The organism is Blastococcus sp. CT_GayMR20, assembly GCF_004570345.1.
Window position 1 is genome coordinate 13,292 of sequence record NZ_SPQM01000060.1, and the last position, 15,897, is coordinate 29,188.

Annotated in this window: 15 protein-coding genes; 4 read left to right on the top strand and 11 right to left on the bottom strand. The window is 69.1% G+C overall.

Annotated elements, in window-relative coordinates; all coding sequences use genetic code 11:
* Window positions 1–7 precede the first annotated feature (7 nt).
* Entirely contained in the window at window positions 8–1,288 is a 1,281-nt protein-coding gene (locus tag E4P40_RS14750) for an ABC transporter substrate-binding protein (RefSeq protein WP_135159303.1), read from the bottom strand.
* 553 nt (window positions 1,289–1,841) lie between these two features.
* On the opposite strand from E4P40_RS14750, the gene pyrE reads away from it, so the two are divergent.
* A complete protein-coding gene (pyrE, locus tag E4P40_RS14755; RefSeq protein ID WP_135159304.1) occupies window positions 1,842–2,366 on the top strand; it encodes an orotate phosphoribosyltransferase in 525 nt (174 codons plus the stop codon).
* Between the two features lie 39 nt (window positions 2,367–2,405).
* On the opposite strand, the gene E4P40_RS14760 is transcribed toward pyrE, so the two are convergent.
* Together E4P40_RS14760 and E4P40_RS14765 are read right to left on the bottom strand one after the other, a co-directional pair.
* A complete protein-coding gene (locus E4P40_RS14760) occupies window positions 2,406–2,711 on the bottom strand; it encodes an antibiotic biosynthesis monooxygenase family protein (RefSeq protein ID WP_135159305.1) in 306 nt (101 codons plus the stop codon).
* Window positions 2,712–2,994: 283 nt separating this feature from the next.
* On the bottom strand, window positions 2,995–3,381 hold the full coding sequence (locus E4P40_RS14765; RefSeq protein ID WP_135159306.1) for a hypothetical protein: 387 nt from the start codon (window positions 3,379–3,381) through the stop codon (window positions 2,995–2,997).
* Window positions 3,382–4,097: 716 nt separating this feature from the next.
* On the opposite strand from E4P40_RS14765, the gene E4P40_RS14770 reads away from it, so the two are divergent.
* Window positions 4,098–4,325, top strand: coding sequence for a hypothetical protein (locus tag E4P40_RS14770; protein ID WP_135159307.1), 228 nt, complete (start codon window positions 4,098–4,100; stop codon window positions 4,323–4,325).
* Between the two features lie 155 nt (window positions 4,326–4,480).
* Here E4P40_RS14770 and E4P40_RS14775 read toward each other — a convergent pair whose 3' ends face one another.
* The 8 genes from E4P40_RS14775 to E4P40_RS14810 form a co-directional block, all read right to left on the bottom strand.
* A complete protein-coding gene (locus E4P40_RS14775) occupies window positions 4,481–5,101 on the bottom strand; it encodes an urea carboxylase-associated family protein (protein ID WP_167762243.1) in 621 nt (206 codons plus the stop codon).
* Between the two features lie 90 nt (window positions 5,102–5,191).
* A complete protein-coding gene (locus tag E4P40_RS14780; RefSeq protein WP_135159309.1) occupies window positions 5,192–7,588 on the bottom strand; it encodes a xanthine dehydrogenase family protein molybdopterin-binding subunit in 2,397 nt (798 codons plus the stop codon).
* Window positions 7,589–7,699: 111 nt separating this feature from the next.
* Window positions 7,700–8,188, bottom strand: coding sequence for a (2Fe-2S)-binding protein (locus E4P40_RS14785; RefSeq protein WP_245160354.1), 489 nt, complete (start codon window positions 8,186–8,188; stop codon window positions 7,700–7,702).
* Window positions 8,185–9,054: a xanthine dehydrogenase family protein subunit M gene (locus E4P40_RS14790; protein ID WP_209305339.1), complete on the bottom strand. Its 870-nt coding sequence runs from the start codon at window positions 9,052–9,054 to the stop codon at window positions 8,185–8,187. Before E4P40_RS14790 ends, E4P40_RS14785 begins: the two co-directional genes overlap by 4 nt.
* Before the next feature lie 99 nt (window positions 9,055–9,153).
* A complete protein-coding gene (locus E4P40_RS14795) occupies window positions 9,154–10,155 on the bottom strand; it encodes an ABC transporter substrate-binding protein (protein WP_135159311.1) in 1,002 nt (333 codons plus the stop codon).
* Between the two features lie 56 nt (window positions 10,156–10,211).
* Window positions 10,212–11,267, bottom strand: coding sequence for a tripartite tricarboxylate transporter substrate-binding protein (locus tag E4P40_RS14800; protein ID WP_135159312.1), 1,056 nt, complete (start codon window positions 11,265–11,267; stop codon window positions 10,212–10,214).
* Window positions 11,268–11,352: 85 nt separating this feature from the next.
* Complete coding sequence (locus E4P40_RS14805; RefSeq protein ID WP_135159313.1) at window positions 11,353–12,402, bottom strand: tripartite tricarboxylate transporter substrate-binding protein; 1,050 nt, start codon at window positions 12,400–12,402, stop codon at window positions 11,353–11,355.
* 92 nt (window positions 12,403–12,494) lie between these two features.
* Complete coding sequence (locus E4P40_RS14810; protein ID WP_167762244.1) at window positions 12,495–13,538, bottom strand: tripartite tricarboxylate transporter substrate-binding protein; 1,044 nt, start codon at window positions 13,536–13,538, stop codon at window positions 12,495–12,497.
* 310 nt (window positions 13,539–13,848) lie between these two features.
* On the opposite strand from E4P40_RS14810, the gene E4P40_RS14815 reads away from it, so the two are divergent.
* A complete protein-coding gene (locus tag E4P40_RS14815) occupies window positions 13,849–15,357 on the top strand; it encodes a tripartite tricarboxylate transporter permease (protein ID WP_135159315.1) in 1,509 nt (502 codons plus the stop codon).
* Entirely contained in the window at window positions 15,354–15,875 is a 522-nt protein-coding gene (locus E4P40_RS14820; RefSeq protein WP_135159316.1) for a tripartite tricarboxylate transporter TctB family protein, read from the top strand. The genes E4P40_RS14815 and E4P40_RS14820 overlap by 4 nt, the downstream gene beginning before the upstream one ends.
* Window positions 15,876–15,897: the final 22 nt, after the last annotated feature.

The window sequence follows — 15,897 nt, forward strand, 5'->3', positions numbered from 1 at the left end:
TCCGGGACTAGTTGTCGGGCCAGGTGCCCTTCAGGTCCACGTAGGGCTCGTTCTCGAGGTACTCGTCCGGGTCGTAGCTCCAGAACTGGGTGACCTCTTCGTCGATCGTCCCGACGACCTGGTTCAGCAGCTCCCCGTTCGCCCCCTGACTCATCTCCCGCAGGTACACCGGGAAGACGGCCTGGCCGTACTCGTCGAACTTGAACGCGCCGCGGGGAGCGTCGTCCAGAGTGACCTCGGACATCGCTGCGACCAGGCTCTCGTAGTCGAGCTCGTCCACGTTCTCGAGCGCCGCCTCCAGGACCATCGCGGCCACGTAAGCAGCCTCGGCGTAGGTACCCGCGGTCGTCCCGTACGCCTCCTGGAAGCTCTCCTGGAACTCCTGGTTCTCGGGGGTGTCCAGGCCCTCCGCGTAGAAGTAGACGCTCTGGATGCCCATGGCCAGTTCCCGTTGCGCCTCCTCGGGCAACGTGGAGGGGTCGGTGCCGGCGCCGTTGGCCAGCATCGGGATGTCCGTCAGCCCGAAGTCCCGGTACGCCTGCAGCAACTTGACCGCGTCGGACCCGGAGGTCGTCTGCACGATCACGTCGACGTTCTTGTCGATGCTCTGGACCACCGGACCCCAGTCGGTCGTCCCCAGAGGGGAATAGACCTCCTGCACGATCTCGCAGCCGGCGTCCTCGTAGGCCCTCGCGAACCCGCCGTTCGACTCGTAGCCGAAGGCGTAGTCCAGGCTCACCATCGCGGCGGTCTTGTACCCCAGCTCCTCGCAGGCGTAGGTGCCGAGCGGCAGCATGACCTGGGAAGCGGCCGTGTTGGTCCGGAACATGTTCGGGGCGTGATCGCGCTGGGTGAGGTCGTCGGCAGCGGCCGCGGTGAAGATCATCGGCACCCCGCTCTCCTCCAGGTACGGCGCGATGGCGTAGGCCACCGCACTGCTGATGACACCCACCACGACGTCCACCTCGTCGCGCTCCACGAGGCGCTGCACGTTCTCCCGCGCGACGGCGGGGTCGTTCGCCGTGTCAGCATTGATGATCTCGACCTGGTACCCGGACAGGCTGCCGTCGCTGACGTTCTCGACGTAGTGCCGGAAGCCTTGCTCCTGTGCGTCCGCGTTCCCCGCGAACGGCCCGACCTCCGGGAGGAAGAGCCCGACCTTCAGCGTCTGCTCACCGCCGCCGCCGCCACCATCGCCGCCGCCGCTGTCGCCGCCGCCGCAGCCCGCCACGAGGAGTGCGGCGACGAGGAGGGCCGCCGAGGCGTCCCGCTTTCCGAACCGGTGCATGTGGGTCCCTTGTCGAGGTGGGCGCACAGACGTCGCGCGCTAGGCCGGGCACGGTCCGATCGGGTCGTCGAGACGGCCCCATCGCTTTGTGGACACGTGTATACACAAGGGTGTCCGCCTCGGTCAATGAACGGTTAGCAGCCGAGACCAACCCGATGCATTTCGCGAGGCGAGGGCGCTTCATCCCCCTCAGGTCGGGTGCGGAACCGGCCGGAACCGGGCCAGGCTGCCGGCCCCGGACGGCCGCTTCCCGGAGGGCAGCGACACGCTCCCGGGGCGCGATGGCGGTGGCCGTCCGGAGGGTCTGCCCAAGCGGCCCCTGAGCACGGGGTCCAACCGGGAGCCCGGCCGGACGCGCAGTCGACCATCGCTATCGTGCTCGACGGTCCCCGGTTCCGGGTCCGCCCACCATGACGAAGCCGCCCACTCCCCCGACAGGACCGATCTCCATGACGACCATCGCGTCGGCGGTCACCACCGTCACCGTGGCCACTTCCTCCAGGACCTGCTACGCCCACCGGCCCGCTGTCCGACCGGCGCGAGGGGCGGCCCGATGAGTCCGGACCCGGCCCCCCTGTCCGCACGGGTGTTCCACGCCTGCCACCTCGAGGGAAGGTTCGTCCTTCGGTCGGGGCGGGAGAGTGCTCAGTACTTCGACAAGTACCTGTTCGAGTCCGACCCGAGCCTCCTCCGCGAAGTGGCACAGGCCATGGTGGGCCGGTTGCCCGAGTGCGACGCCCTCGCGGGGATGGAGATGGGCGGGATCCCGCTGGCGACGGTGATGTCTCAGCTCACCGGTCTGCCGACCGTCTTCGTGCGCAAGACACCCAAGGAGTACGGGACCAGGAAGGTCGCCGAGGGCCCGCCCGTGGACGGGATCCGGTTGGTCGTGGTGGAGGACGTGGTCACCACCGGGGGGGCCCTGCTCGCCTCGTGCTCGGCCCTTCGGTCGGCCGGGGCTGTCGTCGACACGGTCCTGTGCGCCATCGACAGGGAAGAAGGCGGCGCGGCGAACCTGGCCGCGGAGGGTCTGGAACTGAGAGCCGCGCTCACCCGCAGCCAGATGCCGGCCGGCTGACCGACGGCCTGCCGCGACGCCTCGTCGAGGGAGCCCCTGTCAACCGCCGGCGTGCGCCGACGCGACGACGTCGAACCATTCCGTTCGGCCGGGCCCTGCCTCGAGGCGCTGGAGCGTCTGCCTCTGCTCGAGAAAGGCGGGATCGTCGTGCCAGGCCTGCCAGTCCTGCCGACTGCGCCAGGTCCCGACGATGACCCGGTTGAGGGCGTCGCCGGTCGAGATCAGCAGCTGACCCGAGACCCAGCCCGGCCGGTCGTGCGCGGACTCGAAACGTGCCTGCATCGCCGCATCCCACTCCTCCTCTCCGCCCGGACGCACCTTCGTCGTCGTCACCACGGTCATCATCGGAACTCCTCAGGGGGACTCTCGCGCTGACACACCACGGGCAGCGTGCGGCGATCGGTTGTGCGGCGGAAGCGGCGGTCGACACCCGCCGGCCGCCGGGGGCTACCTCCGCGACCGGCGACGATCGCCCAGCGGCGATCGGCACCGGAGTCTCCCCCGGAGATGCTGCCGGCACCGGCCGATCGCGGCGAGGAGGAACGACCATCGCCGACAGGTCTCTGCAGGGGACGATGCAGGCGTGCCCACCCGTCGATCGACCGGGAACGCGCCCGACACGACGATGTCACGGAGGCCGCGTCGACTGACACTCCACCTCCCCCGGCGCCCGTACGAGCAGCTCGGGTGACCGCACCACCACTCGGCCGGTCGCGAGATCCAGGTCGAGGAGTGCGTCGATGCCGACCGCCATGATCATGCGGAGCGTGAAGCGCTGCCGGCGCAACGCGTGCACCGTGGTGACCGGGTGATGCTGTAGCCACTCCAGCAGCTCCTCCTGAGACCGACGCTTCGCACGAGGCCCCAGACGGCGCCCACCGGTGGCTCTCTTGGCGCGTCGGCTGACCGCGCAGTAGCCATGGTTGCGACAGGGAACGAGTTCGCCGCCCGCAGGAACCAGGTTCAAGGTCTCGTAGCTGAGCACCGTGCCGCAGCTGAGGGTCGCGATGTACATCAGGTCAGCTGGCCGTCGTGCTCGGGCCGCCCCCGCTCCGGGGGGTCCACCCTGCTCCCGGCAGCACACGGAGGTCGCCGTTCGCCTGTGGGCGGGCGCCGCGCACCACGCCCCCGAGGAGACGACATCGGCGTGTGCCCTCGCGCCGTTCGCACCGATCCTCCACCTCCTGCATGCAACTGTATACGGGCCACTTCGCGACCGCTCGAACTGGGCGCACGGTGCGAGGCCGCCGACCCGGGCCGCCGCGGGAAGGACCCGGGTGCGGCCCCCGACATCGGTCGCCTCCGAGCCGCACGGACTGATGGCGAGCATTGCCGGACGCGATTCTCAGGGGCCGACTTTGTCCCTCGCCCTTTCCGCCGATCAGGCGTGGACGCACAGAAGACTTCCTTATGAAGAATGTGCCGACCAGCCATTCATCGAATGCGCCTCGTCCTCGGGTCCAGCCCGTGAAGCCGTCCCCGGCACCAGCCTGCGCGCCCGAGGCAGTCCTGGTCATGCTGCCGACTGCTTCATCACGCTGCGGATCCACCCGCCGCGCCTTCGTCATGGGACCTGCATCACCCATGGCGGTATTGGTGTGCGGTGCGTCACTTCTAGGCCGGACAGCGTGGCTGTCATCACAACGGTTCCCGGCATTGTGCGCTCGAGTCGCGCGTTACTGTTTTTGAACAAGAAACAAAAGTTCGACCAGTCGAAATAGAGGGATGAGAGTGACCACGACCTTCACCAGCACGATCTCCGGCCTCCGCGGGCTCGTGGTGGAGTCGATCCGCGCAGCGCGAGCGTACGACGCCGCCCGGTCCAACGGCGAGCGGCGAGCCGTCCTGGACCGCTTCGTCAGCCAGGCCGACCACGGTCGCACGGCTGTGGAGAAGCCGGGCCGGGCGGTCGTGGACGGGCGGTACCTGTCGCGCGTCGACCCTCGCGTCGCCGCCTGACGGCGCCAGACCACCCTTCGCGCCCCTGCGCGACGGGGCGACAGAGAGGCAGCCCGACGTAGGACGCCGGGCGGACGTGCCCGGCTTCCACGAAGTGCGTGCGTCAGCAGCCACCGCTGCCGCCCCGTCGGTCCCTCACGGGGACGGTCGAGCCGTCAGGGAACCCCGACGAAGACTTCGATCTTCATCGGCGTGCAGTGATAGGCATTGCACGGGTTGAGGATGTCCTGCGGACAGTTCGACAAGCCCACGAGGCAGTCCATCTCGGCGCGGAACTCGATGTAGTCCCCGGCCCTGCTGACGGGTTCCTCCGTGACCCACCGCCGGCGTTCGCAGTCGTGGTGGTAATTCATGAAGATGTCCATCGTGTCAGGGATGTCCTCGGGCAGGATCCCGTACTGCGCGACCGCCTTGCTGATGATCTCGTGGCAGCCGTCCCGGGAGTCGACGCCGTACGCCTCGTAGTTCCAGGTGTTGCACATGCGGTTGTGCAGGTCGTGGACACCCTTCGGCTCAGGCGTCTCCCTCACGATGGTCATCATCGGCCGGCAGATCGTCGACATCAGCGTGTCGCCCTCGGTCAAGCTGTCCCTCGGGACGTACGGCTCCCCCGGCTTGGGGGTGTACCTCGTGCGCGAGTAGGACGTGGACAGCTTCTCCCGGTAGTTGTCCGCGTTGAAGAGGGCCATGTCGACCACCTGTTGGCCCTCGAGGTCCGTGACGCGCAGGTGCTCCCCGCGCCGTACGAGGACCGAATGCCCCGACTTCGGGGGCATCACATGTGAGTGCAGTACGTCCATTGCGTCTCCTAGGGTGCTGCCTGGGCGGCAAGCGGGATGACCGCTGCCGAGATGAGCGGGCTCCGGCTATGCCGGAAGGTCGTCCACGGCGTCGGAGGCCGGTGCGGTCGGCGGGGCTGCGGCACCCGGTCGGCCGTCTGCTCCCTGCAACAGGGACCAGACGGTGCCCGGTAGGAGTGGCAGGTCCTCGACCACTCCCCCTCGAGCAGCCACCGCGTCGGCGACGGCGGCCACGATGGCCGCCAGCGATCCGATGGCACCCGACTCCCCGACACCCTTGAGTCCTCCCCACGTGGCGGTGGACGGTGTCTCGATGTGTGAGAGCTCCACCCGAACGGTGTCGCCGGCCGTCGGCAGCAGATAGTCCACCAGGGTGGAGGTGATCGGCTGGCCGTCCTCGTTGTAGGCGATTCGCTCGAGCAATGCGGCGCCGATGGCCTGGGCGGCGGCCCCCAGGAACTGCCCCTCGACGATCATCGGGTTGATCATGGTTCCGCAGTCCTCGACGGCGAGCAGCCGCTGGATCTCCACGCCCCCGGTGTCGGGATCGACGTCGACGACTGCGACCACGCACGCGTTCGAGTAGTTCGCCGGGGGGTCGTAGAGCCTCGTTGCCTCGAAGCTGCGCTCCTGCTCAGGACTCCGGAGGTCGTCGCGGCCGAATCCCGCCGCGACGGTCTCGCGTACCGACAGCCGCGCCTCCGGCTCGCCGGCCACCCAGATCCCGCCGTCCCGGATGTCCAGATCCTCCGCGTCCGCTTCCAGGAGTTGGGCGGCCACCTCCAGCAGCTGCTTCTTGACGTCGCCCGCAGCCAACCCGACGGCTCCACCGCTGACCACGGCTCCGCGACTGGCGCGCGACCCGGTGAGGCTGATCGGCGCCTGCGAGGTGTCACTCCAGGTCACGGAGACGTCGGTGACGGGCAGTCCGAGGGCCTCGGCCGCCACCTGCGCCATGGTGGTCTCCAGCCCTTGCCCCATGGACGGGGTGCCGATGCTGACGGTCGCCTTCCCCGAGGTGTTGACCACCACTCGTGCGGAATCGTGGGAGGGGGACAGGAAGCCGTGCAACTGCATGCCCCCGGAGCCGCCCATCCCCGTCGGCTCGGCATAGGGGCTGATACCCACACCGCGAAGGCGCCCGGAGCGACGCGGTGCGGCGGCAGCCGCGGCGGGTTCCTCCAGCCTCTCGCGTGCCTGAGCCAGGGTCTCCTGGAAGCTCATGTCCTGGAATACCCACCCGGTGGCCGTCGTGTACGGCATCTCCGAGCCCCGGATCATGTTGCGTGCGCGAAGCTCGAAGCGGTCGACACCGAGCTGACGGGCGGCCTCGTCGATGAGGAGCTCCCGGGCACACTGCGCCGCGACCATACCCACGCCCCGATAGGGGGCGATGGGCGACTTGTTCGACAGGGCGATGGTGATGTCGTACGCGAAGTTGTCGATCCGGTACACACCAGGTACCGACCGCGCCGCGCGGTAGGCCTCGGTCAGCGGGCTCGCACTGTTGAAGCTGTATGCGCCGGCGTTGCCGACGATGCGGGCCCGGAGACCGGTGAAACGCATCTGCTCGTCCAGCGCCAGTTCCAGGTGCAGATCCTGATCGCGGGAGTGCGGCGCCGCGATCAGGTTCTCCTGGCGGTCCTCCATCCACCGGACCGGACGCCCGCACGCCATGGACGCCAGCACCACGGCGACGTCCTCGAGCTGGGTGGGGATCTTCTGGCCGAACCCGCCGCCGATGTCGTGCATCACCACACGGATCGCGTGCTCCGGCAGGCCGACGACAGCAGCGAGATCGCGGGCCAGGCGGTGCGGCGCCTGCGTCGACGACCAGACCGTGAGCCGCCGAGACGACGGGTCGAAATCGGCCACGCAACCACGCGGCTCCAACGGAGAGGCCGACTGCCGCGGAAACCGAAGAGTCTTCGTGACCACGGTCGCGGCCCGGGCGAATGCCTCGTCGACGTCGCCGTAGACCTGCCGGTCGCGGAAGACCACGTTGTCCGGGATGTCGTCGAACAACGGGTCCCCCTGCCGGTCGGCGGACAGCGACGGGGCGAGCTCGTCGTACTCCACGTCCACCAGCTCAGCGGCGTCCTCGGCCACGTAACGGTTCTCCGCGAGGACGATCGCGAGCGGCTCCCCGACGAACCGGACCCGGTCGGTCGCGAGCACCGGTTGCGGGGTCAGGAGGAGGTGCGGATGGCGGTTGGAGGTGAACGTCACGGGAGGCAGGTCCCGTGCATCCAGGACCGCCTCCACCCCCGGCGCACCACGTGCCGCCTCCGAGTCGACACCCAACAGCCGCGCGTGGGCATGACCGGACCGCACGAAGACGGCCTCGAGCATGCGAGGAAGGACGACGTCACCGACGAACCGTCCCCGTCCGGTGAGCAGGCGCGGATCCTCCGCACGGAGAACCGACGCGCCGATCGGGCCGGCAGCCTTGTCGGTGCTCACCGGTCCACGCCCCCTCGACGCGTCCCCTGCGCCTGACCGCCGGCGCTCAGCCGAGCACAGCGGTGATCGCCTCCTGCTCTGCCACCGGCGTCCCGGGGAGCGACGCGCATCTCAGCGGCTCCAGGTCCGGTCGGCCAGCTGCACGGCATCCACGATGCTCTGGTAGCCGGTGCACCGGCAGATGTTCCCCGACAGCGCATCCCGGATCTCGTCCTCACCAGGTTCGGTGACCTCGCGGAGGTATTCCTGAGCCACCATCAGGAAGCCCGGGGTGCAGAACCCGCACTGAAGGGCATGACACTGCCGGAATGCCTCTTGCAACGGGTGCAGCTGCCCTGGCGCGGCCTCCATCCCCTCCACGGTCTCGACCGAGACACCGTCGAGCTGGCCTGCATAAATGATGCACGAGCGGACGGAACGCCCGTCGACGAGCACTGTGCAGGCGCCACAGACGCCGTGCTCACAACCCACGTGAGTACCGGTCAGCTGCAACACGTCGCGGAGGAAATCGGATCCCGTCATGCGCGCTTCTACGCTGCGACGGTAGGTCTTCCCGTTCACCGTGACCTCGATGGTCACGTACTCGGTCGGCTCTCTCACTCGCTCCTCCTCGCGCTCTCGGCTGCGCTCTGCAGCGCACGCGCCGTCAGCAGCTGGATCAGGTTCTGTCGGTACTCGGACGAACCGAGGAGGTCGGCCGGGGGACGGCAGGCCGCGGCGGCCGCCGCCCCCGCTGCCACCATGGCTTCCGGCGTCGGCGCCTGTCCGACCAGAGCCTCTTCCGCCTCGGTCGCCCGGTAGGGCGTCTCCGCCACCCCCGAGTAGACGAGGCGCGCAGCCGTCACGACGCCCGAGCCGTCCAGTCCGACCTTCGCTGCCACCCCGACGATCGCGAAGTCACCGTGTCGGGGCGCGAATTCGACCCACGCCGTGCCCTCACCGCTGGTGCGGGCAGGGAACCGGACGGAGACGAGCACCTCGTCCTCGGCCAGCTCCGAGGTGAAGAAGCTCCGGAAGAAGTCGGCGGCCGGGATGACCCGTACTCCCCTCGTGCTCCGGGCCGTGAACTCCGCGTCGAGGGCCGTCGCAACGGTCGGCAGCTCAGCGGCTGGGTCGGCGTGCGCCAGGCTCCCACCCACCGTGCCGCGGTTGCGGATGGTGGAGTGAGCCACGAAGGGCAGGGCCTGGGTCACCATCGGGCACCTGGTCGCCAGGACCGCCGAGCGCTCCGCGTCCCGCTGTCGCGTCATCGCCGGAACCGTGACGGCCACCCCCTCGTCCCGCGGGGCGCCCCCCAGCTCCGGCACCCTGTTGATGTCGACGAGAACGGCCGGTGTCGCGAGTCGCAGGTTGAGCAACGGCCCGAGACTCTGGCCGCCGGCCAGCACCTTGGCCTCATCACCGTGCTCGGACAGCGCATCCAGCACCTCCTCCAGGCTGTCCGCCCGGACATAACGGAAGGGCACCGGTTTCACCGTCCTCGCCCGCCTTTCATCTGCGTCCGCCGAACGAGCCGTCCCTCGGACGAGCAGCGGCCCGGGCAGCCGGGCCCCTGCGCCGTCCGCCTACTTCTTCCACGCTTCCAGCGACTCCGGGGCGAAGAGCTCCTCCGGCTCGTAATGCCGCTTGGCCAACCCCTGGTCCTTCGAGTACTCCAGGAACTTCACGAGCGTCCTGCGGTTCGGCTCGAGGCCGTAGGACCAGAAGTCGTCGGTCCCGAAGATCTCGCGGGTCCTCTCGGCCTCGGCGACGGACCAGGGAAGCATGTACTTGAGCGCACCCGTCTCGACGAGATCCGCGTAGACGAGCTGCTTGGCCTCCTCGAAGGCCTTCACGAGGGACTGCGCCACCCACGGGTCGGCGTCGTACACGTCACGACGGATCACGACCGTGTGCATGATGTGGTGGATGCCGGTGCGCCGGTAGTAGTCCTGCTCCACCTCGACGTAGTCGGGGAACAGCCGCGTGACAGGTGACTCCGCGGTCCGCCGCAGGAAGGAGGACGGCGCCACCGCCGCCATGAGGGCGTCGATCTCGCCCTTCTCCAACATGTCGGAGAGCGTCCGGTCGGTCGGGATGGCCGTGACGCTGAGATTGTCCGGAAGGTCCAGCGGCAGCTTCTCGATGCGGCCGGGCTGGTCGACGCCACCCGTCCAGTACGTCACGCTGTCGACGGGCACGCCGTACTCCTCGGCGAGCACGCCCCGCTGCCAGACGCCGGCCGTCATCTGGAACTCGGCGACGCCGACCTTCTTGCCCACCAGGTCCGCAGGGCTGTCGATGCCGGAATTGCGGTTGATGTAGATGTTCCCGTGGCGGAAGAACTTCGACGGGAAGACCGGGATTGCGATGAACGGCGGCTTCTCGTCGCTCAGCGTCATCACATAGGAGGAGAGGGACATCTCCGCGACGTCGAACTCACGGTGACGCAGTTGACGGAAGAAGATCTCCTCGACGCGCAGCGGGATGAAGTTCAGATCGATTCCGTCCGGCTGCACCCGGCCGTCCTGGATCGCCCGGGTCCGGTCGTAGTCCCAACAGGCAAGGGACAGTCTCAGCTTGCTCATGGACGAAGTCCTCCATCGTGATCGGTTGGTCGTGGGGCGGAAACGGCATGGGGCGCCTAGAACGACGCCTTGATCGCAGCCTCGAACTCGGGGGAGGCGTCGAGCAGGGCCTCCACCTCGTCCGCGTACTCGTCGCCCCCCATCGGGTTGATCGGGCGCTCCGGGCCCAGGTCCTGAAGCAGCGCCTCGCTGCCCAACGCGCAGTCGAGGCCCTCTCGCAGCTCCGCCAGGCGCTCCTCCGGGAGGCCGGGCGGCCCGGCGATCGCGCGGCCGCTCGCACCGAGGGTGACCAAGCTGTCCACGAGTCCCTGGGCCTCCTCGTCGGCTGGGGAGAACTCGGAGATCGGTGGAGTGTCGGGGAGGAGCTCGTTCGACTCGTCGTCCACGACGAGAACCGCCCGCACCTCACCGGACTGCACGGACGGGACCTGGCTCGTCAGGGAGAGGGCCTGGGCATCCGCGTCACCCGCAACGAGCGCATTCCGGGCCTCTCCGGAGCCGGGGAAGCCCGTGATCACCTGGAGGGGGAAGCCGTACGCAGCCGACAGGACCGTGGGGACGATGTAGTCGTCGCCACCCGGACCGGTGGCGACGAACCGAACGGGTTCGGATGCGTCGATGATGTCGGCGAACCCGCTGATCTCGCTGTCGGCGCCGACGGTCAGCGCCGGGGTGGCGTCGGCGACGCGACCAAGCCAGGACATCTCCGCCAGGTCGAACCGCACCCCTTCGGCGTCGGCGATCTGCGCGGCGGCGAACCCGACGGTGTTCATGAGCTGCAGTCGGTTGTCGTCGGGCTCGGCGACCGCGGTGGCGCTCGTGGCCAGCAGCCCGCCGGCACCTGGTTCGTTCCTGACGACGATGTCCGCACCGAGGCAGTCACCGAGGTAGGGGGCGATGGCGCGGGCGTAGACGTCGTAGCCACCTCCCGGGTCGTACGGGACGACCAGATCGATCGTCTCGTCCTGGTAGAAGCCGCCTCCCTCGGCAGCTGACCCGCCGGACGCGTCCTCCTCCCCCGAGCCGCCCCCGCACGCGGCGAGCCCCACGACGATCGCCGCGCCGCCTGTCGCCCACCGCAGCGACCGGTTCGTCCTCGCTCCGAACTGCATTCTCACGAATCCTCCACGTTGATGACCTTCATGACGGACGGGCGGCACCGCGCCGTCGCCGCTGCGCCCGGTGCGCGCCGGAGACCTAGAACGACTCCTTGATGGCCGCCTCGAACTCGGGCGACGGGTCGAGCACCTCGTCGAGGAGCTCCACGAACTCCTCACCGCTGAGGATGTTCACGGGCCGCTGCTGCGACTCGTACTCGGCGAGCAGCTCCTCGTCCTCCACGGCGCACTGGAACCCCTCACGGAGCTCGGTGAGCTGCTCCTCGGGAAGACCGGGCGGTGCCGTGAAGGCACGACCGAGCTGCTCCAGCCGGATGAGACTCTCCACCAGGGCATCGCCCTCGGCATCCGGCGCCTCGAACTCCGAGACCGGGGGGACGTCGGGCAGCATCTCGGCCGGCTCGTCGTCGACCAGGACCAGTGGCTCCACGTCGCCGGACTCGATGGCGGCCAGAGAGCTGTCGTAGACCAGAGCATGGGCGTCGGCATTGCCGGCGATGACGGCATTGCGCGCCTCACCGGACCCGGCGAATCCGGACACGAGCTCCAGCGGGAAGCCGTATGCCGCCGAGAGCACGCTCGCGGCGATGGACTCCTGACTGCCCGGGCCCGTGGTGACGAAGCGGACCGGGTCCGAGGCGTCGATGATGTCCTCGAACGAGGCGAACTCACCGCCCGGCGACACGGTGACGACGTCGGGAGCGTTGGCGAGGCGACCGATCCAGGACAGCTCCGCCAGGTCGAGCTGGGCACCCTCGGCCTCGGCGATCTGCGCGGCTGCGGTCCCGCCCACGTTCACGATCTGGATCCGGAGTTCGTCGGGAGAAGCGTTCGCCGTTGCGTTCGTGGCCACGAGGCCGCCGGCGCCGGGCTCGTTCCGCACCACCATCTGCGCGCCGAGGCAGTCCCCCAGGTAAGGGGCCAGGGTGCGGGAGAACACGTCGTATCCGCCGCCGGCGTCGTACGGCACGACCAGGTCGATCGTCTTGCCCTCGTAGAAGGCGCCACCGGACGCGGCCTCCTCCTCGTCGCCCGATCCCCCGCCGCAGGCGGCGACGGTCAGGGCCACGGTCCCGACGCCGATCGACCTACGCCACGCGACGCGCTTGTTCTTGCCGTGCTTCGCCATGTGCAAAGTCCTTCCGGTTGGAGTTGCCGGGCCCCATGTACGCGCACGCGGCGCGTACGGACCCCGATGTCAACTGCGGTCCGAGCCAGAGCTCAGAACGACTCCTTGAGAGTCGCCTCGAACTCGGGGGACGCATCGAGCAGCTCCTGCACCTGCTCCGCGTACGCCTCGCCTTCCACGACGTCGACCGGGCGCTTCTGGGACTCGAGCTCCTCGAGGAGTTCCTCGTTCTCCATGGCGCACGCGAATGCGTCCCGGAGCTCGCTCAGCGGCTCCTCCGGCAGGCCGGGCGGCGCAGCGATGGAACGGCCGCTCTCACCGAGCTCGACGAGGCTGTCCACGAGCCCTTCCGCGCGGTCGTCGGCGGCGGCGAAGTCGGTGATCGGTGGGGTGTCCGGCAGCAGGTCGTCGGCTTCCTCGTCGACCAGGACGACGGGACGCACCTCGCCGGCCTCGATGGCCCCGAGCAGGCTGTCGAACGTCAGCGCCATGACGTCGGCGTCCCCGGCCACGACGGCGGTGCGAGCCTCGCCGGACCCCGGGAACCCGGTGATGACCTCGATCGGGAACCCGTAGGCCTCCGCGAGTCCCGTCGCCGCGATGTACCCCTCGCTGCCGGGCCCGGTCGCGACGAAGCGCACGGGATCCTCGGACGCCAGGATGTCGTCGAACGATGTGATGTCACTGTCGGTGGCAACGACCAGAGCGGTGGGAGCGCCGGCGATGCGGCCGACGTGCGAGAACTCCGACAGGTCGAACTGGACGCCTTCGGCACCGGCGATCTGGGCCGCTGCGAACCCGGCCGTGTTCATGATCATGATGCGCCGGTCGTCGGGGTCGGCGACCGCCGTTGCGTTGGTGGCGAGCAGGCCACCGGCACCGGGCTCGTTCTTGACGACGACCTGAGCGTCCAGGCACTCGCTCAGGTAGGGAGCGATGGCCCGGGCGTAGACGTCGAATCCCCCGCCCGGGTCGTACGGGACCACCAGGTCGACCGTCTCCCCGGCGTAGAACGACGCAGCTTCCTCGCCGCCTGAGCCGGACTCGCCCTCCACCTCCGAGCCGCCGCCGCACGCGGCGAGGAGGACGGCGACTGCCGCGACACCCACCAGACGCGGCAGTGGACGGACCGCCATCGGACCGTGCTCCACCATCGAGGAGGCCTCCGCTCTCAAAGCGTCACAGGTGGCGCGGAAAGCGCTCGTGCGACGACGTGGGGACCGGCTCCAGATGACTGCCGAATCCATTTTCGGCGCTACTACTAGCGTCGATGGGGCGCCACGGTATACCGTCGTGTACGCCGGTGCAAGGGACTTCGACGTGGGCGTTCCGCCTGCTGAGGAGCCGTTGCACTACCGGATGGGCTGGTGGGACTCTGCAACGGATCTCGCCCTCGCCGAGTGTGGGCCCGAGCCCCGAACTACACCTCGACTCTTGGGAGTGCGCGTGGGGGAGGCCCTTCTCTCCGGCTTGATGCAGGTCCTCGAGCCCGGCACGTTCGTACTGATGCTCCTGGGCGTAGCGATCGGCTTCGTCGTCGGCATTCTCCCGGGCCTGGGCGGTCCCGTGACGCTCGCCCTCATGCTCCCGTTCACCTTCAGCATGGAGCCCATCGAGGCCTTCGCCTTCCTGCTGGGCATGCTGGTGGTGACGGCGACGACCGGCGACATCACGTCGGTGCTCTTCGGCATCCCCGGTGAGGCCACATCAGCAGCGGCAGCACTGGACGGCTATCCGATGACCCGGCGTGGCGAGTCGGGGCGCGCCCTCGGGGCCGTCCTGTTCAGCTCGGCTCTCGGATCCCTCTTCGGGGCCGCGATCCTGGCCCTCTCGATACCCGTGGTGCGGCCGGTCGTGCTCGCGCTGAGCGCCCCCGAGTTCTTCGCCCTCACCCTCCTCGGACTCACCTTCGTCGTGACCCTCTCCGGGAGCCAGGTGCTCAAGGGCTTCCTGATGGCGGCGTTCGGACTCTTCGTGGCCCTCGTCGGGATCGACCCCCAGGAAGGGGTGCCGAGGTACACGTTCGACCAGCTCTACCTGTGGGACGGGATCGGACTCATCCCCTTGGTGATCGGCCTGTTCGGCGGGGCCGAACTGCTCCAGCTGATGTTGAGCAAGAAGAGCATCGCCGGAGGGACCGACGGCGTGCCGGCGAAGGTGTCGGGCGTCGGTGAGGGCATCCGGAACACGTTGACCCACTGGCGGGTCGTGCTGCGCGCGAGCAGCATCGGGGCCCTCGTCGGGTTGATCCCGGGCCTCGGGGGCTCCGTGGCGCAGTTCATCGCGTACGGGCATGCGCGCCAGGCGTCCAAGAACCCTGAGATGTTCGGCAAGGGCGCGATCGACGGCGTCATCGCCAGTGGCGCCAACAACAACGCCAAGGACGGCGCCAGCCTGATCCCCACGATCGCCTTCGGCATTCCCGGCGGCGCCTCGACGGCCGTCCTGCTGAGCGCGTTCCTCATCGTCGGCCTGAACCCAGGGCCGGAGATGCTCACGACGCACCTGGACGTCACGTTCTCCATGGTGTGGGTCGTCATCATCGCGAACGCGATCGCCGTTGCGGTCGCCTTCATGTTCCTCCGGCCCCTGACGCACCTCTCCTTCATCTCGGGACCACTCCTGGTGCCGTTCCTCCTCCTGCTGCTCGGGCTCGGCTCCTACAGCTCGAGCAACTCCTTCGGCGACGTGTTCGTCATGCTCGGCGCGGCGGCCATCGGCGTGGCATGCCTCCGTTGGGACTGGCCCCGCGTGCCGTTCCTGCTCGCCGTCGTCCTGGGGGGCATCGCGGAGCGATACCTCTTCCTGTCGTACTCGCTGTTCGGCTGGTCCTGGCTGACGCGACCCATCGTTCTCGCCGTGGGCGCCCTGGTGCTGCTCGTACTCCTGCAGCCGCTGGTGCGGCGGTTCAGGGCAGCGAAGAAGGCCCCGGATCAGCAGAAGGTCGGACCGTGAAGCCGGAGAGCTCGCAATCGGCCCGTGCGTGGCCGGTGGCGGACCTGGTCATCACGGCCGCGCTGATCGCCCTCTTCACCTGGGCACTCTCGTCCTCGATGGAGTGGTCGGTCAGGGCGGCCCTCTTCCCGCGACTGGTGACCACGTTCGGGCTGGCTATCGCGCTGCTCCACCTGGTACTGCTGCTCGTGCGCCGGCGTTCCGGGACCAGCGCAGACGCCGGCCACGGGCTGGTCCCGATCAGCGATCCGGAGGACGATCCTCTCGATTACGCCTTCTCCACCGCGGGGAGGCGCGCCTGGACGGTGTCGCTGGCATGGATCGCGGCGTTCTTCGTGGGCCTCTACGTCCTCGGCGTACTCGTGACGGCCCCGCTGTTCACGCTGGCCTACCTCCGTCTGACCGTCAGGGCTTCCTGGCGGCTCAGCGTCGCCTATGCCGCGGTGATCGGGGTGCTCCTCTACGTCGTCTTCGAGTTGCTGCTCACCGTGCCCACGCCGGACGGCGTGCTCTTCTGACGCCGACGGGATCCCCGGATCT

Coding starts and splice junctions, on each gene's coding strand:
- E4P40_RS14750 (WP_135159303.1), bottom strand. CDS start 1,288: ATGCACCGGTTCGGAAAGCGGGACGCCTCGGCGGCCCTCCTCGTCGCC.
- pyrE (WP_135159304.1), top strand. CDS start 1,842: ATGAGTCCGGACCCGGCCCCCCTGTCCGCACGGGTGTTCCACGCCTGC.
- E4P40_RS14760 (WP_135159305.1), bottom strand. CDS start 2,711: ATGATGACCGTGGTGACGACGACGAAGGTGCGTCCGGGCGGAGAGGAG.
- E4P40_RS14765 (WP_135159306.1), bottom strand. CDS start 3,381: ATGTACATCGCGACCCTCAGCTGCGGCACGGTGCTCAGCTACGAGACC.
- E4P40_RS14775 (WP_167762243.1), bottom strand. CDS start 5,101: ATGCCCCCGAAGTCGGGGCATTCGGTCCTCGTACGGCGCGGGGAGCAC.
- E4P40_RS14795 (WP_135159311.1), bottom strand. CDS start 10,155: ATGAGCAAGCTGAGACTGTCCCTTGCCTGTTGGGACTACGACCGGACC.
- E4P40_RS14800 (WP_135159312.1), bottom strand. CDS start 11,267: ATGCAGTTCGGAGCGAGGACGAACCGGTCGCTGCGGTGGGCGACAGGC.
- E4P40_RS14805 (WP_135159313.1), bottom strand. CDS start 12,402: ATGGCGAAGCACGGCAAGAACAAGCGCGTCGCGTGGCGTAGGTCGATC.
- E4P40_RS14810 (WP_167762244.1), bottom strand. CDS start 13,538: ATGGCGGTCCGTCCACTGCCGCGTCTGGTGGGTGTCGCGGCAGTCGCC.